Here is a 20379-nt window from a genome sequence, read left to right on the forward strand (position 1 = left end):
GCAACATGACGGCCCGACGGCGCTGGGAGGACGTTGCCGGGCTCGAAAGGACGGACCATGACAGCCAGACGCGATATCGAAGCCATCACGGAACGCATCCGCCAACGTTCGAAAGCCGGCCGCGAAACCTATCTCGGCCGCATCGCGGAGGCTTCCAGCCGTACCGCCAACCGCGCGGTGCTGGGCTGCGGCAACCTCGCCCACGGCTTTGCCGTGTGCAGCCCGTCCGAAAAGATCGCGCTCGGCGGCGACCGCGTGCCGAACCTCGGCATCATCACCTCCTACAACGACATGCTGTCGGCGCATCAGCCCTTCGAGACGTTCCCGGCGCTGATCAAGGAAGCCGCGCGGGAAGCGGGCGGCATTGCTCAAGTCGCCGGCGGCGTGCCGGCGATGTGCGACGGCGTCACGCAAGGCCAGCCCGGCATGGAGCTGTCGCTGTTCTCGCGCGACGTGATCGCCATGGCTGCGGCGATAGGCCTGTCGCACAACATGTTCGACGCGGCCGTGTTCCTCGGGGTCTGCGACAAGATCGTGCCCGGGCTGGTGATCGCGGCGCTCACCTTCGGCCATCTGCCCACAGTCTTCATCCCCGCCGGGCCGATGACGACGGGCCTCGCGAATGACGAGAAGGCCAAGATCCGCCAGCTTTATGCCGAAGGCAAGGTCGGCCGCGCCGAGCTGCTCGAGGCCGAGTCCAAATCCTATCACGGGCCTGGCACCTGCACCTTCTACGGCACCGCCAACTCGAACCAGATGCTGATGGAGATCATGGGCCTGCACACGCCCGGCGCCTCCTTCGTCAATCCGGGCACGCCGCTGCGCGACGCGCTGACGAGGGAAGCGGCGAAGCGGGCGCTGGCGATCACCGCGCTCGGCAACGCCTATACGCCGGTCGGGCGCATGATCGACGAGCGCTCGATCGTCAACGGCGTCGTCGGCCTGCATGCCACCGGCGGCTCGACCAACCACACGATCCATCTGATCGCGATGGCCGCCGCCGCCGGCATCGCACTGACCTGGCAGGACATTTCCGACCTGTCGGAAGCGGTGCCGCTCTTGGCGCGCGTCTATCCGAACGGGCTTGCCGACGTGAACCATTTCCATGCCGCTGGCGGGCTCGGCTTCCTGATCCGCGAACTGCTCGACGAAGGCCTGTTGCACGAGGACGTGCAGACGGTGTGGGGCCAAGGCCTGCGGCCCTATGCCGTCGAGGCGCGGCTTGGCGACGACGGCAGTGTCGTGCGCGAGGCAGCACCTCCGCAGAGCGGCGACGAGAAGGTGCTGGCGCCGTTCAAGAAGGCGTTCCAACCGACGGGCGGCCTGAAAGTGCTGGGCGGCAATCTCGGTCACGCCGTGATCAAAACCTCTGCCGTGAAACCGGAACGCCGCGTCATCGAGGCGCCGGCAAAGGTGTTCGACAGCCAGCAGGCGCTGAACGACGCCTTCAAGGCCGGTACGCTGACCGGCGATTTCATCGCCGTCATCCGTTTCCAGGGCCCGAAGGCCAACGGCATGCCGGAACTGCACAAGCTGACCACGGTGCTCGGCATCCTGCAGGATCGCGGCCAGCGCGTGGCGCTGGTCACCGACGGGCGCATGTCGGGCGCCTCCGGCAAGGTGCCGGCGGCGATCCACGTGACGCCGGAAGCGGTCGAGGATGGACCGATCGCCAGGATCCATGACGGCGACGTCATCCGGCTCGACGCCGATGCAGGCACGCTGGAAGTGCTGGTGCCGGGGACGGAATTCGCGCTGCGCCGTACGGCCGAAGCCGATCTCATCGGCAACGAGTTCGGCTTCGGCCGTGAGTTGTTCGCCGGCTTCCGGCAATTGGTCGGCCGCGCCGACCATGGCGCCGCCGCTTTCGGCAACGCCTGATCTTCTGACTTCAATAAAAAAGGGCGGCTCGAGGCCGCCCTTTTTTGTCCTGATCGCAGTGCCTACTGGACGGTGAGTTCGTTGCGCTCGCCGGCCTTAATGGTGAAAGGCGTCTCCTTGTCGGCCTTGTCGGTGGTGAAGTTGGTCACCAGCACGTAGTCGCCCGCGGCAAGCGTGGTCTGCATCTTCTCGCCGTAGGCGTAGGTCGCCTGCTTGCGCTCGCCCTGGATGTTCTTCTTGGCCTCGAAGATCTTGAAGCCGTCCGCGCCGGGCGCGTCGACTGCCACGACACCGGCATTCAGCGTCACGTTGACATCGGTCATCTGTCCGACCGTCACGCTGAAAGGCTGCTCGGTGGACACGGCCTGCACGTCGACGCCCATCACGTAGTCGCCGGGCGGCAGGTCGAACTGGCTGTCGGGACCATAGGCGTAGGTCACCTGATCGCGGGTGCCGTCGAGCTTCTTGGCCGCCTTGTAGACCTTCCAGGACACGTCCGCCCCGGTCTTTTCGCCGCCCTGAGTGTAGAAGGCGTTGGCCTTGGCCTTGCCGACGCCGACGATCATGTCCTTGTCGACGACCTGGCCTGCGACGAGCTGCATCGTCTCGCTCGCCTCGCCGGCTCCCAGCCTGACGCTGACCTTGGTCTCGCCGGTCGGGACGACATACCTGACCTCGCCGAAATTGGCGTCCGACGTGCCGCCTGGATAGGCGATGCTGATCTGCGCCCCACGGTCGATATCGGCGCCCGGCGCCGGCCGCGCGTGGATGGAGATCTCCGCTGCGTTCAGGTTGAGCGCCGGCTCCGCCGCCTTGTCGGCCGTGAGCGAGACCTTCTGCTCGGCCCTGGCGGCGCCGCTGGTGGCAACGACGATATAGTTGCCGGCGGCGAGGTGGAACTTGACGGTGTTATAGCCGTAGTCGACGTGCTCGCCGCCGACGCCCTTGGCGTCGTCCTTGAAGATTTCAAAGTAGACGTCGGACTTCGGCGCCTCGCCACCCTCCTTCAGCGGCGCTTTCGGGACGAGATTGTAGTCGATCTCAGCTGCCGTCGGCGCAGGAGCCGGCGCTGGTTCGGGAGCCGGCGCCGGAGCCGCGACGGTCTCGACCAGAGCTTCCTGCAGCGCTTTCTCGTCGGAGGCCTGGATGTATTTGCCGCCGGTGTTTTCGGCGAGGCAGGCGATCTTCTTGCCCTCGTCGGCGGTCAGGCCGAAGCCGACGACATCGGCTGTGAAGTCGACCCCGCTTTCCTTCAGCTCCTTGCCGAGCGCGCAAGGATCGCCGCCGCAGGTCTCCAGACCGTCGGTGATCAGCACCACCGTCGCCTTGTCCTCGGTGTATTTCAGCGCCCCGGCGGCCTGCTTGACGGCGGCCGTGAGCGGCGTCTTGCCGAGGAATTTCATACTGTCGGCCGCTGACGAGATGGCGCTGGCGGAACCGGCTTGCGGCGGCACGATCAGCTCGATGTCGTCGCAGCTGCCTTTGGTGCGATGGCCATAAGCCATGAAGCCGATCTCGTCGTCGGCCGGAACCGACTGCAGCACCGTTCGCAGCGATTCACGCGCGATCTCCAGCTTCGGCTTGCCGTCGATCTGAGCCCACATCGAGCCTGATGCATCGAGGATGATGATGACCTTGTTGGCGGCAAAGCCGAAACTGGTCATCGACAAAAGCAGGAGCGCCGCAGCGACGCTCCGTATCAGTCCCGCCATGGAAATCTCCTGAGAGTAGCCCTCGTCCGCGTTGCGAAAGCTATTTGACGCGGCATTCGGAGACAAGTCCGATGGCCGGCGAAGTCACTCAATAAGTGGTGCGCCGCTCTTCCGATGGCGGACGGCCGAATTGCAGCCGGTAGCTCTGCGCGAAATAGGAATGCGAGGTGAAGCCGGTGGCGATCGCCACGTCGAGGATCGGCATGTTGGTCTGGCGCAGCAATTCGCGCGCGCGTTCGAGCCGCAGCCGCATATAGTAGCGGCCAGGCGTCACGCTCAAATGGCGCAGGAACAGGCGCTCGACCTGGCGCACCGACAGCCCCGCCGACTTGGCAAGCTGCACCGCCGACAGCGGCTCGTCGAGATGGTCGGCCATCAATTCGACGATGCGCCTGAGCTTTTCCGACTTTCCGGTGAGGTCGCGCTCCGGTCCGACGCGCTGGCGGTCGCCGGCCGAGCGTATGCGCTCGTGCTGGAACTGGTTGGCGACGCCGTTGGCGAGGTTGGAGCCGAAATCGCCGCGCACGATCTCCAGCATCAGGTCGATCGAGGTGGTGCCGCCGGCGCAGGTGTAGCGCTTGCGGTCGATCTCGAAGACATTGCCGGTGCAGTTGATGTCGGGGAAACGCTCCATGAAGCCGGCGCGGTTCTCCCAATGGATCGTGCAGCGATAGCCATCGAGCTGTCCGGCCTCGGCCAAAAGATAGGAGCCGACCGAAAGCGCGCCCAGCGCGTTGCCGCGCCGGCCCCAGCTGCGCAGCGCGGCCAGCACCTTGCTCTTGCCGGGGAATTCGGTGGTGAGCCCGACCGAGACGAACAGGATGTCGACCGGTGGCATGTCGGCGACCGAATAGTCGATCTTCAGCGGCAGGCCGTTCGAGGCCATCACCGCGTCGCCATCGGCCGAAATCGTCGTCCAGCCATAGAAATCGCGGCCGAGCAGGCGGTTCGCCGAACGGAAGCAGTCGATAGCCGCCGCCAGCGAGAACATCGAGAATTTGTCGACCAGCAGAAAACCGAACTGACGGCCGCCCTGAACGGGATCGTTCGTGATCGGCCGTTCAACGGGAGCAGTCAGGTTCGGCAATGCAAAGGCTTTCTCAAAATCAGAAGGACGGCCGCTTCAACCCGGCCGCGAGGTAGGCGGAAGCTACAGTGTTCGCCATCAGCATGGCAATGGTCATCGGCCCGACGCCGCCGGGCACCGGCGTGATGGCCCCCGCGACCTTGGCCGCTTCGGCATAGGCGACGTCGCCGACCAGGCGCGACTTGCCCTCACCCTTCTCCGGCGCCGGGATGCGGTTGATCCCTACGTCGATCACGGTGGCGCCGGGCTTCACCCAATCGCCCTTGACCATTTCCGGGCGGCCGACGGCGGCGACCAGGATGTCGGCGGTGCGGGCCAGTGCCGGCAGGTCTTTGGTCCGGCTGTGGGCAATGGTGACCGTGCAGTTGGCGGCGAGCAGCAGATTGGCCATCGGCTTGCCGACGATGTTGGAGCGGCCGACGACGACGGCGTTGAGACCGGACAGGTCCTTGCCGCGCACCCGCTCGATCAAAAGCATCGAGCCCGCCGGTGTGCAGGGCACGAATGCCGTCTCGAGTTCGCCGGTGCCGAGCTTGCCGACATTGATGAAGTGGAAGCCGTCGACATCCTTTTCCGGCGCAATCGTCTGGATCACCTTGCCGGCGTCGATGTGGCCGGGAAGCGGCAGCTGCACGAGGATGCCGTGGATCGACTTGTCGGCATTGAGGTCGCCGATGATCTTCAGCAATTGTTCTTCGGTGGAATCGGCCGGCAGCGTATGCTGGAGCGAATGGAAGCCGCATTCCTTGGCGGTGCGCGATTTCGAGGCGACATAGACCTGGCTTGCCGGGTCTTCACCGACGATCACCACCGCAAGGCCAGGCTTGGTGGCTCCCTTGGCCGACAGCTCCGCGGTCAGAGCCTTGACCTTCGAAACCACGTCCTCGGCGACATTCTTTCCATCAATCACTTCGGCCATCACCAACCCTCAGCTTCGCTTCGAGGCCGCATCGATGCATGGCCCCATTCCTTAGTCGGCATTGTCGATCCACCAAAGCGAGACGCTTGCGGCCGAAATGCAGCGCGGCATTTTCACCAAAATTCGACAAGGCAATCCCGTCAAAGCGTCGTCGGATGCCGTAAACCCGAAACAGGCCGCTTTTATCGAACCACGAGTCGTTTAGAAACACGGACGCCTTAGAAATAGCGGCGGCGCGTGCGGCTTTCGGTCAGCTCGCGCACCGCTTCGCGGAATTCGCGCAGGCTGGCGCGGATATCGTCGATCTCGCCCTGCTGATCGGCGGGGGGCTGGCCGGCGGGGGGCTGGTCGACCTCGCCGGCGGCCGGCGACCGCTGATGATAGGGTGCCGCCGACGCCGAATAGTGATCCTCGTAGGGATCGGCCCGGCCATGGTCCGGCCGGTAGGAATAGGAATAGCCCTGCTCGTATGGCGGCCGGAAGTTCTCCCGCGCCGATGTCTGAGCCCGGGGGTAGCGTTCTTCCACGGCAGGCGCGCGCCAGGCGCTTTCGGGGGGGACAGAGTCCATATCCACCGTTTCGGCCGGCTCGCGCCGCACGAAATAGCGAACCGCCGAGGCAAGCGAGCCGAAAAGCCCCGGGCGGCCGGCATCGTTGGCAGGTTCCGGCGGTGGCGCGACGGGTTGGACTGGAGCCGGCGCGGCTGCCGTCGTCGGAGGCAGCGCTGGAGGTGAGGCGGACGGCGGAGTGTAGGACGCAGCTGCCGGCGGCGTGTAAGATGCGGCTGGGGGCGGCGTGAACGACGGAGCCGGCGGCGGCGTGAAAGACGCGGCCGGGGGCGGCGGCGTGAATGACCGAGCCGGAGGCGGGGCGACAGGTGGGGCCGGCGGCGTCACAAGCGGTGGCGGCGGCGGAGCGGCCCTGTTGGAACCGTTCTCCATCATTGGAGCGCGTTCATCGACGCTGCGGCGCGAGCGGTTATCGGCCGTCTCGCGCAGGCTCGCATAGACGCCGCGCAGCCCGCCCAGGCCAATGCCGGCGAACAGGCCGGCGAACAGGCCGGCCAAGGCCATCACCGCACGCGACGGCCCCTTGGCCTGCAGCGGCGCATAGGCGTCCGAGATGACGCTTATGTTGGCGGTGTTGATGTCCTTCTGCTCGCCGGTTTCCTTGGCGCGCAGCAGGAACTGCTCGTAGACGGAGCGCTTGGCGGCGGCCTCGCGCTCCAGCTCGCGCAGCGAGACCAGATTGTTGTTGACGTCGCCGCTCTGCACCTTGGCCTGCGCCAGGCGCGACGACAGGTCCTGCTCGAGCTGGACGGAGCGCTTCAGGTCGACCTGCAGGGAGGACGCGATGCGCTGCAGCTCGGCGCTGATGCGCTCGCGCGCGCCGGCGAGTTGGGCGTTGAGCGCCTCGATCTCCGGATGGCGGGGCCCGAGCCTGACCTCGGCGCGATCGGCTTCCTGCTTCAGCGCCGCATATTGCGAGCGCAGCTCGCTCATCATGTTGGAGTTGATTTCCTCGGGCAAGGTGCCGCTAAGCACCGAATTGACGTTCAGCGAGCGGGCCGAGGCGGCGCGGGCATTGAGCTCGAGCGTGCGGGCGCGGGCGACGGAAAGCTGCTCGTTGAGCTTCAGCATCTGGTCGTCGCTGATCAGGTGGCCCTGCGCGTCGACAAGGTCGTGCGTCGCCCTGAAATCCTCGACCTGGCGTTCGGCCGTCTCGACGCCCTTGCGCAATTCGCCGAGCCTGGCGGTGAGCTCGTCGTTGGCGCGGCCCGCCGTGCTGGACTGGATCTCGCTGGAGATCTGCCTGAAGGCCTTGACCATGGTGTTGGCAATCAAGGCGGATTTCTCGGCGTTCTGCGTGGTGGCGCTGACCGAGACCACGAAGGTCTTGCCGCCGCGCTCGACGTCGAGGCTGTCATACAGATTGCCGACCGCCAGCGCACGCTTGCGCGCTTCGTCGGCGGGGCTCGCATCCTGCCGCGACAAGATCGAGCGCAGCGTCGACATCAGACCGATGCCGCCCTTGCCCTGGCCGTTGAATTCGGGGTCGTTGGTAAGATTGAGATCCGTGACGACTTTGTTGAGAACGGTGCCCGAAGTCAGGATGCGAACCTGGTTCTCGACGATGGCGAGGGTCGCATCCGAGGCGACCACGTTCTGCGTCAGGTCGCGATCGGTGAGCTTGAGATCGCGCGGGTCGACAATGACGTCGGTCGTGGCCTCATACTTCTTCGGCGTCGACAACGCGATGGCGACGCCGAGCGCCGCGCCCAGGATGGTTGTCGACAGGATCAACGCCTTAGATCGCGTGACGCCGTGAACGACCTGCATCGGGTCGATCAGCGGTTTCCACTCCTCGGAATAGCCGCCGGCAGACGGCCGGCCTGCATGGCGAGGTTCGGGAGCGGCCTGCGGCTGGCGGCCTTCCGCAGTTGCCTCGTAGCCCTGCCCGAACGAAGCGGGCCGATTTCTTCCCGCGCGGTCGTCCCCGGTTTCGGCCGTATCCGAATCCGGGTCCGCCTGATCGTGGTCAAATCCGCCGGTCTCGGCGGGACGCGGGTTCAACTTTTCTTCGCGCTCGGAACGCGCGGCGCGATGGCGCGCGGCTGCGTCCTCGCGCCAGGAAGAATTGGCTCGGTCGCCGATCGAGACCGTCTTGTCGTCGCCACGCATGGCTTGGCCGAGCGCGAGCAGAGAACGCTCGCGCCTCCAGTCATCACGGTTATCCCTGTCGACCATTGTCCTGGAACTTGCTCTCTGGCGGGTTGGGCGCGCGGATCGGCCAATCGTTAAGCCACGCTAAACAGGCATAGGAAACAAACGGTTAATTTTGGGCCTCGGCGGGCAGAGTTTTTCGCCTTGTTCACGGCACTTCAGCGCCACCGGGACGGGCGCCAGAACGCCGCGTTAAACTTTCCAGCCTATGTATCGCCCCCGACATGACCCAGGCCAGCGACATGCCGCAAAGGCGGAGCTTCGCGCGGATCGGCCACTTCGTGGCCACCCGCCGGAAACTGGTGTCCGATTATTTCTCGGCGATCAGCGGCGCCGGCGGCCGGCTGGTGTTTTCGCTCGCCTATTTCGTGGCTTTGGCCAACACGCTTTCGATCGCCGAGTTCGGCATGTTCGCGACCGCGTCGGCCGCCGGCATCATGCTGTCGCGCATCCTGGCCTTCGGCTTCATCTCGGCGCTCTACCGCACCGCCACCATCCGCCCCAACCTGATCGGCACCTTCACCGCCGGTTTCCTGCTTCTCGGCGTCTTGTCGCTGCCGTTCCTCGCCGCCGCGTCCTACGGCGTCTATCTGATCTTCTTTTCCGGCACCGTGCCGCTGTCGGCTTTCGCCGCGGTCGTCTTCGCGGAGGCGCTTCTGTGGCGACCGGTCGAAGTGGCGCTGATCGTCAACAACGGGCTCGGTAAGTTCGGGCGGGCGGCCGTGCTCGCCATCCTGGCGACGGCGCTCAGGGCAGTCGGCGCGATCCTGTTCATGCTTGGCGCGCAGCACAGCATCGGCGCCTGGTCGTTATATTACATCGGCGCCAATGCCGCCTCGCTTATCGTCGCATTCGTCTTCTTCTATCCGCGCCAGCGGCTGAGGCTGCGCGCCGAGCTTTATTTCAGGCGGCTCGCCGATTCCATCTATGTCGCCGGATCCGAAGTGCTGTTCTACCTGCAGATGGAGTTCGACAAGCTCCTGGTGCTGTCGATCGGCGGACCGCATCTGGCCGGCATCTACGCCATCATCATGCGGCTGGTCGACCTCACCGCAATCCCGATCCGCACCTTCTCGATGATGCTGGTGCAGCGCATGATGCGTGCGCCGGAGCTTCTGTCGCGGCTGGCGGTCAAGAGCGGCATCGAAGGCGGCGTGTTCCTGGTCTCGACGCTGGCGCTGGCGTCGCTCGGCATCGTGCTGCATTTCTTCCCGAACGCGCTCGGCAAGAATGTCGCCGAGGCAGCGCCGCTGGTCGCGCTGGCGGTTTGCGTTCCCGGCCTGCGCAACCTCGTCGAATACCAGGCCGAGCTGCTCTTCGCGCGCGGCCAGACGGCAGTGCGGGCGATCAATCTCGGCCTGCTTACGGGCCTGAAGGCGGTTTTGCTGACCTATGTGCTGACGACGATCCCTGACACGCCCAACCTGGTGCTGTCGCTCAACATCGTCTTCCTGCTGCTCTATCTCGCCTCGATGCTGCTGACCTATTCGGCGATGCGCCGGCCGGCGAAAGCGATCTGATTCAGGTGAGGCCGGCCTGCAAACAGCGGCTCCCTGCGCTTCCGGTGCTCACGTACTTTAGTACGCTCCGCTCCGGTTCTCGGAAGCCACTGTTTTCGACTCGGCCTGACCTGAATCCCGCGCAGGCTATTCAAGCCCGATCAGGCGGCGGATGCGGCCGATATCGGTGCCGATGAAGGACTGCATGCCGATCGCCACCTGTTCCGGCGCCATGGTGTCGACGAAGCGGCGGAATTCCTCATCCGACAGCGGCTCGCCGTTCCAATGGACGCGGCAGAATTCCTCCGAACCATGGAAATGGCCGGCGCCTTCAAGCACGTCGTCGACATAACGGCCATAGATCATGCATTCAGAGAACTGGCGCGCCGAACCGACGACGCCGACCCAGTCGCGGCCATGCACCTTCTCGACGCGCTCGCACATCGCATTGACCGTCTCGCGGCGCCAGGCGATCAGGGTCGAGATGTAGTCGTGGCTCGATTGATTGGCAGAATCGATGCCGAGCGCGGCGCCGGCATTGCGCGACCAGATGCGATGCTCGTCATGTCCATCGTTCGACAGCACGCCGTCGCGCCGGAACAGCCGCGCCTTGCCGTCGCGCCAGAAAGCGTTCGTGTCGAAGGGTTTCAGGAAGGCGACGTCGGAATCGCAGAAGACCAGCACGTCTTCCTTTGCCTGCCTGGCAATGGCGATACGGCGCAGCTGCTGCACATGCCATCCGCGCAGCGGCTGCGTTTTCAGGCTCAGCCAGACGCGGCGGCGAAAACCGCTCAGCGGATCGTCGAACACGCGCAGCCAGCGCGGCAACAGGTCCCGCTCGTCGATGACGCTGCGACGACTGCCTTCCAGCTGGCGAAACAGCGCGACGTCGCGATGCTCGGTGAGGATGTAATGATGCGCCATGCCGGTGACATGGCGGTCGATGGTTTCGCACAGAAGCCGGCAGCGCTCGAAATCGGGAGCGTAGCTTGCCGTGACGATCGCAGCCAGGGGCATACGCGGCAGCGGTCCGATGGCGGTGGAGGTGCCCGGCACGAAGCGGCTGTTCACCGACGCGCCTCCGCTGGCCGCGGCCCGAGCGACAGCTTCTGCCTGACGACGCGCCACAGGAAGACCGGATTGCCGACGATGTAGCGACGCCACAGGCGGCCGGGCTCGATCCACAGGCGGAACAGCCATTCAAGCCGCAGCCGGCGCAGCCATAGCGGCGCGCGCGGCACAGAGCCGCTCATGAAATCGAGCAGCGCGCCGACCGCGACCGGCAGCGTGCAATGGCGGCTGTCGATGTGGCGTTCGATCCACAATTCCTGGCGCGGAACGCCCATTGCGACGAGGAGCACGTCGGGCCGCAACCTGGCGATGCGCTCGAGGACCGCCGGCTCCTCGGCGGCGGAGAAGAAGCCGTCATGGATGACGACGAAATTGTGCTGCACGGCGAGCGTCGAAAGCTTCGCACACGCGGCTTCGGCATTGGCGCGCGTCGTGCCGAGCAGCGCCACCGTCAGCGGGTGCGACGAGGCCTGCAGGAAGGCCGGAATGAAATCGGTGCCGTTGAGGTTGCTGGGGAAAGGCGCGCCGTAAAGCAGCTTTGCCGCCATGTCGACGCCGACGCCGTCGGGGAGGATGAGGAAGTTTTCCAGCGCCTCGGCAAAGACCGGATCGGTGCAGGCAAGGTTGGCATTGTGGGCGTTGAGGAAGCTCACCTTGGTGAAGCGACGCTCGTCGATCAGCCTGGTGAGCAAGGCGATGGCCTCGTCCCAGCGTATGGCAAGCACGGGAATGCCCAAAATGGTCTTGAGCGTGTCGAAGCCGAAGGCCGCGCGCGCGGTGTGCATGTTCATGCGGCGACCTCCTGCCTGACGGCGCCGAGCTTCTCCAGGCCAAGCCCGATCGCGGCATCGAGCGCCTTGAGCTGGCGGCGATGGAAGGCGCTGCCGTCGACGTCGCCGACATTGGCCGCGGCCGCCTGAAGAGCAGCGGCGAAGGCAATCGGATCGTCAGTCACCACGCAATTGTCGGGACGATAGCCGATGCCGCGCAGCGAGCGGCTGGTGGCGACGGACGGCAGGCCGAGCTCGAAGGTCTCGATGGTCTTCAACTGCACCCCGCTGCCTGCGGTGCTGATCAAGGGAATGACGGCGGCGCCACGCACGAAGGCCTGCGCGTCAGGAACCCTGCCGGCGAAGGAAACACCGGGATGCGGCGAGCTGACGCCGGAAGGCATGTGGCCTGCGATCCTGACGCGGAAATCCGGCTTCAGATGCGGCACGACCTTGCTCAGGAACCAATCGAGCCCGATGCGGTTCGGCTGCCAGGTCCAGGTGCCGATCAACGCGGCGTCGCAATCGATGTGGCGCTTCGCCTTGCTTGCGGGCGCTTGCGCGCGGGTCACCAGCGGCAGGACAGCCGAGCGTCCGCCGGAGGCGACGCCAAGTGCGGCGCGGTCCTCCTCGGCCAGCGTGAAGACAAAGCGCGCGGCGCCGCAGAGCCGCTCTTCCATGACCTTGAGGAGCCTGGCCTCGCGGCGGAACATCCAGCGCTGCAGCGCGCTGCCGGCCGCGACGGCGTTCTCCGCTGCCGAGCGATGCTCGACATTGTGCGCGACAAAGACGAATGGACGGTCGGCGAGAACCTTCTCAAAGGCACCAGCGAACTGCACCGAATTCAGGACATAGCCATCGAAGGGACCGGCGCGCTCGATGGCGGCGCGCAACTCGGCGTCGGGAACAACACGCAGCTTGACCGAGGAAAAGGTAAGGCCCGAGAGAACCGCCTTGCCCAGCCAGGCAAGCTTGCGCAGCGGCGAAGCGCTTTCGGTGCGGACCTCGACGGCGTCGAGCACGATGGTGTTTTGCGGATCGGACGGGGCCTTTCCCGGCCAGATGAAGCCTATCACCGTCACGCGCACGCCGGCCCGCCGCAGCGCGTCGATGATCGCGGCGTTGGCAATCTCGTAGCCCGAGGCGAGAGCGCCATCAGGCACGATCGATGTGGCGAACAGCAGATGCATTTCACCTATCCTTGGCTGCAGCCGGTAGCAAAACGCGGTGAAGCCTTGATTAAATGGCACTGTCAAAGGCCGAAGACCCGACTTTTCCGACAGGCGGACGACAAGGTGATTAACGAAGCGTTATCACCGCGATGCTATCGAGGGCGCGGAACCCACGCTGCTGGAAACGGATGATCCCTTTGCCGTCCGACGCTTCTGTATCGATCGCGGGACGGTCGCCGGGGCTCGCCGCCGGGACCGTCGAGGCGGTCGTGACGCTGCCGACTTTCAAGCGGCCGAAGCAGGTGCTGGAAACCCTGGCTTCGATCAAGGCGCAGCGGACCGGCAGGCGCTTTGCCGTCATCGTCATGGAAAACGAGGCCGAGGCGCGCGAGGGCGCAAGCGCGGTGCTGCCGCTGTTCGAAAGCGGCGATATGCCAGGCATCGTGATCATCGCGCATGAGCGTGGCAATTGCAGCGCCTACAATGCCGGTTGGCAGACTGCGATCCTGCAGTTTCCCAACTTCAAGCACCTTTTGGTCATCGACGATGACGAGATCGCCGAGCCAGATTGGCTGGAGCGCATGTGTCACGCCGCCGAGAGCCTCGGCGCCGACATCGTCGGCGGCCCGCAAGTGCCGGTTTTTGCCGATCCGAGCCACTCCAGATGGGCCGAACATCCGGTCTTTGCACCACCTTATCGTGAAACGGGCCGCGTGCCTGCGCTTTACTCATCCGGCAACCTGCTGGTGGGGCGCAACGTGCTTCAGGCGATGGGACCGCCCTTCCTCGATCTGCGGTTCAATTTCATGGGCGGCGGCGACTCCGACTTTCTCAGCCGTTCCGCGCAGAAAGGCTTCGTGCTCGGCTGGTGCGCCGAGGCAAGGGTCAACGAGACCGTTCCGGCCCGGCGCGTCGAGGCCGACTGGATCCGCGCCCGCAGCCTGCGCAATGGCGTGATCTCTACGCTGGTCGAAAAGAAGAAGCGGGCCGGCACGCCGCTTGCCGGCCTTAAAGTTCTCCTGAAGAGCCTGGCGCTGCTTGCGGCCTCGCCGTTGCGCGGCGCCGTCCGGCTGGCGCGCACCGGCTCGCTGACGAGCGGCCTCTATCCGGTCTATGTCGCGCTCGGCCGGGTGCTTGCCGAATTCGGATATGCCAATGAGCAATACCGACAGCCTGAGAAGAATTGAGCGCGCCCCGCTCAGCGCCGCCTTCACCAGGGAAGGTCTGGCGACGGCTATCGCCGCGCTCTTGTTCACCGTCATCATCGTCTCGTTCCGGCCCTTCCAGCCGGCAGGCGCGGAGCTGACCGGCGACGGCGGCGACATCGTCAACCAGCTTGGCTTCGGCTCGCTCGGCGCGGTCTCCATCTTCTCGCTGCTCGCCTTCGCCGATCCGCGCGTGGTGCGCTCGCTGGTGAGCCCGTCCTGGGCGCTGATGCTGGGCTTCTTCTTCCTGTCGGTGGTGCTCGCCACCGATCCGCCCGCGGCGATGCGCGCCGCCTCCTTCACCATGATCGGCATCATCACAATGGCGACGATCCTGGTGCTGCCGCGCGACGCCGACTCCTTCGCCAGGGTGGTGATCTTCACCGCCGTCGTGGTGATCGGCCTTTCCTATATCGGACTGATCGTCTTCCCGCATGAGGCGCTGCATACCGCCGACTCGCAGGAGCCCGAGCATGCCGGGCTGTGGCGCGGCGTCTTCACGCACAAGAACATCGCCGGTCCGGTGATGGCCTGTTTCAGCTTCGCCGGGCTCTATCTGTTCCGGCGCGGCCAGCGCTGGTGGGGCGCCGGCATCTTCTGCGCGGCGATGATCTTCATGCTCCACACCGGCTCCAAGACGACCGCCGGGCTGATCCCGTTCTCGATCATGATCGTCGTGCTCCCCAGCCTCATCGGCATGCGGCTGGGCACGCCGATCCTGTTCGCGCTGGCGATCGTGGCCACGGCCGTCGGCACGCTCGGCATCGTCTTCATCCCACCGGTGAAGCATCTGGCGGCGATCTATTTCCCGAACCTGACCTATACGGGACGCACGACGCTTTGGGAGTTCGCCGGCGAGATGCTGGCGAAGAAGCCCTGGACCGGCTACGGCTACGAAAGCTTCTGGGGCACGCCGCTGCTGCTCAACCAGGACCAGCCCTTCGACCGGCCCTGGGACATCCGCACCATCGTGCATGGCCATGACGGCTATCTCGACATCGCCGTGCTGATGGGCATCCCGGCGCTGTGCGTCGCTGTCTACACCTTCCTGATCGCCCCTTTGCGCGACTACATGCGCATCCCGGCGCGCAAGGAAAACATCTTCCTCGGCGATTTCTTCATGATGGTGGTGCTGTTCACGGCACTGAACGGTTTTCTAGAAAGCTTCTTCTTCCACCGCGGCGATCCCGTCTGGTTGTTCTTCGTGCTGGGCGTGCTTGGCCTGAGACAAGTCTCGCTGCGGCCAATCCCGGTTCGCCTTTCAAACTGATTGGTTAGGCAATTCCGGACGGAAACCGCTGGACACTTTTCCTGGAATTGCTTCGACCTGGCCGATCGATCTCCTGCCGACTGGCCTTTTCCGTTGTGGCGCAACCGTCTAAGGAGGGCCTTCTTGCGGAGGTTTTCATGACGATCAGGCTAGTTCTCGCCGGTTGCGGCAATATGGGTTACGCCATGCTCTCGGGCTGGCTGAAATCCGCGAAGCTCGAGCCGCGATCGGTGTTCGTGGTCGAGCCCAACGCGGAATTGCGCCGGCGCGCCGAACATCTCGGCTGCCACGCCGCAGCCGAAGCTGCAGCTATCCCGGCCGACGCCGTGCCCGATCTTGTCGTCATCGCTGTAAAGCCGCAGGTGATCCGCGAGGTGACGGCGCACTACAAGCGCTTCGGCGACGGCAGGACCAGCTTCCTCTCCATCGCCGCCGGCACGCCGGTCGCCACCTTCGAGGAAATTCTGGGCGAGCTCGCACCGGTGATCCGCTGCATGCCGAACACCCCGGCGGCGATCGGCAAGGGCATGATGGTGGTGTTTTCCAACCCGCTGGTCTCCGACGACGTCCGCCGCTTCGTTGCCGAACTGCTTTCGACAAGCGGCGTCGTGACGACGATCGACGACGAAGGCCTAATGGACGCCGTGACCGCCGTCTCCGGCTCCGGCCCCGCCTATATCTTCCACTTCATCGAGGCGCTGACGATAGCCGCCGAGAAGGCCGGCCTGCCCGCCGCAACCGCCAAGCTGCTTGCCATGCAGACTGTCTTCGGCGCCGCCTCGCTTGCAGCCGAAGCAGACGAGGAGCCGAGCATGCTGCGCCAGCAGGTGACCAGCCCCAACGGCACGACCGCCGCCGCGCTTGCCGTGCTGATGGGCGGCGACCGCCTGACCCAGCTCGTCACCGAAGCCGTGGAAGCCGCCCGCCTGAGGTCGATAGAGCTGGGCAAGTAGCACCCTAACCCGATTCGGAAAACAGCCTGGCATGCGCCAAGCCCGCCAGGCCGGATCGACGATTGCTTTACCGGCCAACCGGTTTCCCCAAAACAATCGGTGGGTTTCCCATTGGCCCAAGGATTGCCGATTGACTTTGGCATAGGCCACCCAGATAAAACTTTCGTTCGCTGATAGAAGCAAATGTTCATTCGTTCGACTGAACATGCCGGCCTCGTCGGCGAGTGGGGAGTGCCTGGGCCGGGAGGGCCGAGGCGTCACTGAGTTGCGGGCATCATTCATGCTTCGAGCCGAAGCCGATGCCCCTGGGGAGGTAGAATGGACACCATACTTGCAGGCTTAAAGGGAGCCATCGACACGCTCGGCGCGACAGTGCTCTTGCCGATCGTCATTTTCATCATCGCCGTGGTCCTTGGAGCCAAGGTCAGCAAGGCCTTCCGCGCCGCCATCACGATCGGCGTCGCGTTCATCGGCATCAACCTCGTGCTCGGCCTGATGTTCACCTCGATCGGCGACGTTGCCAAGGCGATCGTCACCAACACCGGCATCCATCGAGACATCATCGATGTCGGCTGGCCGTCCGCCGCCGCTATCGCTTTCGGTTCGTCGGTCGGCCTCTGGGTGATTCCGGTCGGCATCCTGGTCAACATCGTGCTTCTGCTCACGCGCATGACACGCACGCTCAATGTCGACGTCTGGAATTTCTGGCATTTCGCCTTCGTCGGCTCGCTGGTCGTCGCCGCCACCAACAATCTGGCGTACGGCATCATCATTGCGGCGCTTGTCGCGGCGCTTGCGCTGCTCTTCGCCGACTGGTCGGCGCGTGCGGTGCAGCAGTTCTACGGCGTGCCCGGCATTTCCGTGCCGCATCTCGCCTCGGCGCAGATCCTGCCGATCGCCATCGTCCTCAACTGGATCATGGACCGTATCCCCGGGATCAACCGCATCAACATCAGCACCGAGACCATCGAGCGCCGTTTCGGCGTCTTCGGCGAGCCGGTGATACTCGGGCTCATCATCGGCCTGGTGCTCGGCCTGGTCGCCTTCTACAACGCCGGCGATCTCGGCACCGTATTGGCCAAGGTGCTCGGCACCGGCATGACGCTGGCGGCGGTGATGCTGCTTCTGCCGCGCATGGTGAAGATCCTGATGGAAGGCCTGCTCCCGGTTTCGGACGCCGCGCAGGAATTCGTGCGCAAGCGCACTGGCGACCGCGAGCTGCTGGTGGGGCTCGACTCCGCCATTCTGATCGGCCATCCGGCGGCGATCTCGTCGTCGCTGATCCTGGTGCCGATCGCGATCATCCTGTCGATCATCCTGCCCGGCAACCGCGTCATCCTGTTCGCCGACCTAGCCGTCATTCCGTTCATCGTCGCGATGACCGCGCCGCTGGTCAGGGGCAACGTCTTTCGCATGGTCGTCATCGGCACGGTGACGCTGGCCGTCGGCTTCTACGTCGCCAACGCGCTGGCGCCGCTGTTCACAAGTGCTGCCGTCGCCTCGGGCTTCAAGCTGCCTGCGGATGCACTGCAGATCACCTCCGTGGTCGACGGGTTCCTCTGGGTTCCTTATGTGATCATCGAAGCGATCCAGGGGCTCGGTATCATCGGTATCGCCGTCATCGCGGTGGTCATTGCGGCGCTGTTCCTGTTCTACCGCCGCAACCCTCTCGGCTGGGAACGCGCCGCCGGTGCCGAGGATGAACCGGCCGAAGGCACTGCCTGAGCCGGGTTAGATCGTGATGGCGTTTCGTTGAATCGCCGTCACGATCCAACTCTTTGTTGGAGCATGATCTCTCTCCGAAAACCGGTTCCCACTTTTCGGGATCATGCTCTAGCCTGAAACTGAAATGATCGTGCGCCCGAAGCCGATGCGGCGGGCGCACGGTTCGCATCGAATGGAGTAGCCCTTGTCGAATGGCCTGATCCAACTGCTGGACCCCGAGGCGGTCGTCCTCGGCTCCGACGCTTCGACCAATGAGGAGATCATCCGCATCCTGGCCTCCAGGCTGGAGGCGCTGGGCTACGTCAAGAGCAGCTACGCCGACGCCGTCGTGCGGCGCGAGATGACGATCCCGACAGGCCTGCCGCTGGAGCGCGCCGACAATGTCGCCGTTCCGCATACCGACCCCGAACATGTGCTGAAGCCGGGCGTCGCGATGGGCACGCTCAAGCGACCCGTCACCTTCGCCAATATGGAAGATCCCGACGAGAAGCTGCCGGTGGGCTTCGTGTTCCTGCTTGCCATCAATGACAAGGACAAGCAGATTGACACGCTGCAGACCGTCATGGCCACCATCCAGAATCCCGCGGCGCTGGATGGCTTGAGGACGGCCAGGACCTTCGATGACGTCCGCGCCATTCTCAGCTGACAAAAGGAAAGAACATGTCCAGACAGAAAACCATTCTTTTTGCCTGTGGGACGGGCGTCGCGACCTCGACGGCGGTCAATGTCGCGGTGACGGAGGCGATGAAGAAGCGCGGCCTGACCTTTCACGCGCAGCAGGCCAAGGCCACGGAAGTGCCCGGACTGGCCGACAGCGTCGACTTCATCGTCGCCACCACGCCCATCTCGGCATCCGTGACCAAGCCGGTGATCAAAGGGCTCGCCTTCCTCACCGGCATCGGCAAGGACAAGGCGCTGGACGAGATCGAGGCGGAGTTGCGCAAATAGCAGCGGCTCAGCCCGACAGGACTGGCGAGCCGATCTTCGCTCCGTAAAGCATGTCATCCTGAAGCCGGCGCAAGGCATAGAGCCTCGTCGTCCGGTCCGGCGCGGCATTGTCCTCGGTCAGCAACTCGCCTTTCTTCACCGGCTTCAGCACCTTGCCGCCTTCGAGCAAGCCGACCGGAACGGCGCGGTTGGCGCGGGCGTCGGTGACGGTCATGGTCCAGGAGCGGTAGCAGGTCTCGCCGATGGCATCGAAGGTCTCCCCGGCGGCAAGGTCGCGCTTGGCGACCGCGCAGACTTCCGCCACCGGCCTCGGCAGGGGCACCATGTCGGGCTTGCCGTAGAGCATGATGCGGGCGGCGGTGAGCGGCACCTCAAGCGAGGTCAGGTGATAGGGCCGGAACAAGCCGTAGTAGGGGCCGTGGCCAACATGGAGATCATCCAAGCGCTCGACGACGCGCGGATGCATCGCCTCGACGATGACGAAGACGCCGGGCGCCACGCCCTTGCCGATCGTATAGTCGACGACGCCCTTCCTCGACAGGAGGCCGCCGTCCTCCCGTGGGATCAAAACCTTGGCCAGTTGATCGCGATCGGCCTTGGGGCCGTGCATGCCGGGGACATCCGGGACCAGGCCGGTGGCATTTGCGATGGCGCACATCTCGACCATGGTTTTCGAGCCATCGACGAACTCGACCAGCATGCGCGGGTTCATGTTGCGGCGCGCCGCCTCTTCGCGATAATCGTCCGGAACGGCGTCATGGTTGAGCGGATTGTTCTTGCCCTTGCCGGCCGCGACGATGCCTAGCCCAAGCGCCGAGGCGAACTCGATCAGTTCCATGCAGCTCGACGGCTCGTCGCCCGCGCCGACCGAATAGACGACACCCAACCGGTCGGCTTGCTGCTTCAGGTAGCAGCCGATGGTCACGTCCGCCTCGACATTCATCATCACCAGATGCTTGCCATGCTGCATGGCCATCAGGTCGAAATCGGCGGCAACGCCGGGTTTGCCGGTGGCGTCGATGACGACGTCGATCAGCGGGTTGGTGACCAGCATCTCGTTCGAGGTGATGGCGATCCTGCCGCTCTCGATCGCCCGGGTGACCCCGGAGCCCGTCTCGGCCTCGGCCGCCATCGCCTCGTCGCCATAAGCGATGCGGATCGCCTCGCGGGCGGTGTGCGGGCGCCGCGTGGAAATGGCCGCGATCGAAATGCCCGGCATCAGCATGCCCTGCGTCACCAGATCGGTCCCCATCTCGCCGGACCCGATGACGCCGATGCGCACCGGCCTGCCCTCGGCGGCGCGCCGGGCAAGATCGCGAGCAAGCCCGGTCAAGGCGACATTGGTCATGCAAGAAATCCACGGCTTTTTTGCTTCGGCCCGCAATACAGGGAACGATCCGCTTTTGCCAATCAAACCAGGCTGAAATGGCGATTTCTTGCGCAT

The 20379-nt window shown here is 65.0% G+C and carries 16 protein-coding genes; 8 read left to right on the forward strand and 8 right to left on the reverse strand.

Translation table 11 applies throughout. From position 1 onward, the window contains the following. Nucleotides 1-57: 57 nt before the first annotated feature. The gene (edd, locus tag FJW10_RS25370) at nt 58-1881 is read left to right on the forward strand and encodes a phosphogluconate dehydratase (RefSeq protein WP_140833632.1); all 1824 of its coding nucleotides are present in this window, start codon (nt 58-60) and stop codon (nt 1879-1881) included. Nucleotides 1882-1943: 62 nt separating this feature from the next. Here edd and FJW10_RS25375 read toward each other — a convergent pair whose 3' ends face one another. The 4 genes from FJW10_RS25375 to FJW10_RS25390 form a co-directional block, all read right to left on the reverse strand. Beyond that, nucleotides 1944-3593, reverse strand: a complete 1650-nt coding sequence (locus FJW10_RS25375; protein WP_140833634.1) for a VWA domain-containing protein — start codon at nt 3591-3593, stop codon at nt 1944-1946. An 88-nt stretch (nt 3594-3681) separates the two neighbouring features. Further along, entirely contained in the window at nt 3682-4680 is a 999-nt protein-coding gene (locus tag FJW10_RS25380; RefSeq protein ID WP_095819786.1) for a GlxA family transcriptional regulator, read from the reverse strand. Nucleotides 4681-4699: 19 nt separating this feature from the next. Continuing rightward, the gene (folD, locus tag FJW10_RS25385) at nt 4700-5599 is read right to left on the reverse strand and encodes a bifunctional methylenetetrahydrofolate dehydrogenase/methenyltetrahydrofolate cyclohydrolase FolD (RefSeq protein ID WP_140902107.1); all 900 of its coding nucleotides are present in this window, start codon (nt 5597-5599) and stop codon (nt 4700-4702) included. Nucleotides 5600-5817: 218 nt separating this feature from the next. Continuing rightward, on the reverse strand, nt 5818-8346 hold the full coding sequence (locus FJW10_RS25390; RefSeq protein WP_140902108.1) for a GumC family protein: 2529 nt from the start codon (nt 8344-8346) through the stop codon (nt 5818-5820). Between the two features lie 200 nt (nt 8347-8546). Between FJW10_RS25390 and FJW10_RS25395 the strand changes: the two genes are divergently transcribed. After that, nucleotides 8547-9842 (forward strand): lipopolysaccharide biosynthesis protein, encoded by a 1296-nt coding sequence (locus tag FJW10_RS25395; protein ID WP_140902110.1) that lies wholly within the window; start codon nt 8547-8549, stop codon nt 9840-9842. A gap of 126 nt (nt 9843-9968) precedes the next feature. Here FJW10_RS25395 and FJW10_RS25400 read toward each other — a convergent pair whose 3' ends face one another. Genes FJW10_RS25400 through FJW10_RS25410 form a run of 3 tightly spaced genes read right to left on the reverse strand, consistent with a single transcriptional unit; the run spans nt 9969 to nt 12852 of the window. Further along, nucleotides 9969-10892 carry a DUF6492 family protein gene (locus tag FJW10_RS25400; protein ID WP_140902112.1) on the reverse strand — a complete coding sequence of 308 codons (924 nt, stop codon included), beginning with the start codon at nt 10890-10892 and terminating at the stop codon, nt 9969-9971. Beyond that, nucleotides 10889-11683 (reverse strand): WecB/TagA/CpsF family glycosyltransferase, encoded by a 795-nt coding sequence (locus FJW10_RS25405; RefSeq protein WP_140902113.1) that lies wholly within the window; start codon nt 11681-11683, stop codon nt 10889-10891. Before FJW10_RS25405 ends, FJW10_RS25400 begins: the two co-directional genes overlap by 4 nt. Further along, on the reverse strand, nt 11680-12852 hold the full coding sequence (locus FJW10_RS25410) for a glycosyltransferase family 4 protein (protein ID WP_140833646.1): 1173 nt from the start codon (nt 12850-12852) through the stop codon (nt 11680-11682). The genes FJW10_RS25405 and FJW10_RS25410 overlap by 4 nt, the downstream gene beginning before the upstream one ends. Nucleotides 12853-13022: 170 nt before the next feature. On the opposite strand from FJW10_RS25410, the gene FJW10_RS25415 reads away from it, so the two are divergent. The 6 genes from FJW10_RS25415 to FJW10_RS25440 all read left to right on the forward strand — a co-directional run bounded on the left by FJW10_RS25415 (nt 13023) and on the right by FJW10_RS25440 (nt 18935). Continuing rightward, nucleotides 13023-14021, forward strand: coding sequence for a glycosyltransferase (locus tag FJW10_RS25415; RefSeq protein WP_140902114.1), 999 nt, complete (start codon nt 13023-13025; stop codon nt 14019-14021). Continuing rightward, nucleotides 13990-15309, forward strand: a complete 1320-nt coding sequence (locus tag FJW10_RS25420; RefSeq protein ID WP_140902115.1) for an O-antigen ligase — start codon at nt 13990-13992, stop codon at nt 15307-15309. The genes FJW10_RS25415 and FJW10_RS25420 overlap by 32 nt, the downstream gene beginning before the upstream one ends. 137 nt (nt 15310-15446) lie before the next feature. Continuing rightward, nucleotides 15447-16262, forward strand: coding sequence for a pyrroline-5-carboxylate reductase (proC, locus tag FJW10_RS25425; protein WP_140902116.1), 816 nt, complete (start codon nt 15447-15449; stop codon nt 16260-16262). A 318-nt stretch (nt 16263-16580) separates the two neighbouring features. Next, entirely contained in the window at nt 16581-17987 is a 1407-nt protein-coding gene (locus tag FJW10_RS25430) for a PTS transporter subunit IIC (RefSeq protein ID WP_140902117.1), read from the forward strand. Between the two features lie 184 nt (nt 17988-18171). Then, on the forward strand, nt 18172-18633 hold the full coding sequence (locus FJW10_RS25435; protein ID WP_140647720.1) for a PTS sugar transporter subunit IIA: 462 nt from the start codon (nt 18172-18174) through the stop codon (nt 18631-18633). Between the two features lie 14 nt (nt 18634-18647). Beyond that, nucleotides 18648-18935 (forward strand): PTS sugar transporter subunit IIB, encoded by a 288-nt coding sequence (locus FJW10_RS25440; protein ID WP_140833658.1) that lies wholly within the window; start codon nt 18648-18650, stop codon nt 18933-18935. A 7-nt stretch (nt 18936-18942) separates the two neighbouring features. On the opposite strand, the gene FJW10_RS25445 is transcribed toward FJW10_RS25440, so the two are convergent. Further along, nucleotides 18943-20283: an NAD(P)H-dependent oxidoreductase gene (locus tag FJW10_RS25445; RefSeq protein WP_140902118.1), complete on the reverse strand. Its 1341-nt coding sequence runs from the start codon at nt 20281-20283 to the stop codon at nt 18943-18945. Between the last annotated feature and the right edge of the window lie 96 nt (nt 20284-20379).

Source organism: Mesorhizobium sp. B4-1-1, from assembly GCF_006439375.1.
Lineage (GTDB): Bacteria > Pseudomonadota > Alphaproteobacteria > Rhizobiales > Rhizobiaceae > Mesorhizobium.

Excerpts from the sequence above, each read along its gene's own strand:
- edd (WP_140833632.1), top strand. The coding sequence starts at position 58 with ATGACAGCCAGACGCGATATCGAAGCCATCACGGAACGCATCCGCCAA.
- FJW10_RS25375 (WP_140833634.1), bottom strand. The coding sequence starts at position 3,593 with ATGGCGGGACTGATACGGAGCGTCGCTGCGGCGCTCCTGCTTTTGTCG.
- folD (WP_140902107.1), bottom strand. The coding sequence starts at position 5,599 with ATGGCCGAAGTGATTGATGGAAAGAATGTCGCCGAGGACGTGGTTTCG.
- FJW10_RS25390 (WP_140902108.1), bottom strand. The coding sequence starts at position 8,346 with ATGGTCGACAGGGATAACCGTGATGACTGGAGGCGCGAGCGTTCTCTG.
- FJW10_RS25395 (WP_140902110.1), top strand. The coding sequence starts at position 8,547 with ATGACCCAGGCCAGCGACATGCCGCAAAGGCGGAGCTTCGCGCGGATC.
- FJW10_RS25405 (WP_140902113.1), bottom strand. The coding sequence starts at position 11,683 with ATGAACATGCACACCGCGCGCGCGGCCTTCGGCTTCGACACGCTCAAG.
- FJW10_RS25410 (WP_140833646.1), bottom strand. The coding sequence starts at position 12,852 with ATGCATCTGCTGTTCGCCACATCGATCGTGCCTGATGGCGCTCTCGCC.
- FJW10_RS25415 (WP_140902114.1), top strand. The coding sequence starts at position 13,023 with ATGATCCCTTTGCCGTCCGACGCTTCTGTATCGATCGCGGGACGGTCG.
- FJW10_RS25420 (WP_140902115.1), top strand. The coding sequence starts at position 13,990 with ATGAGCAATACCGACAGCCTGAGAAGAATTGAGCGCGCCCCGCTCAGC.
- proC (WP_140902116.1), top strand. The coding sequence starts at position 15,447 with ATGACGATCAGGCTAGTTCTCGCCGGTTGCGGCAATATGGGTTACGCC.
- FJW10_RS25430 (WP_140902117.1), top strand. The coding sequence starts at position 16,581 with ATGGACACCATACTTGCAGGCTTAAAGGGAGCCATCGACACGCTCGGC.
- FJW10_RS25440 (WP_140833658.1), top strand. The coding sequence starts at position 18,648 with ATGTCCAGACAGAAAACCATTCTTTTTGCCTGTGGGACGGGCGTCGCG.
- FJW10_RS25445 (WP_140902118.1), bottom strand. The coding sequence starts at position 20,283 with ATGACCAATGTCGCCTTGACCGGGCTTGCTCGCGATCTTGCCCGGCGC.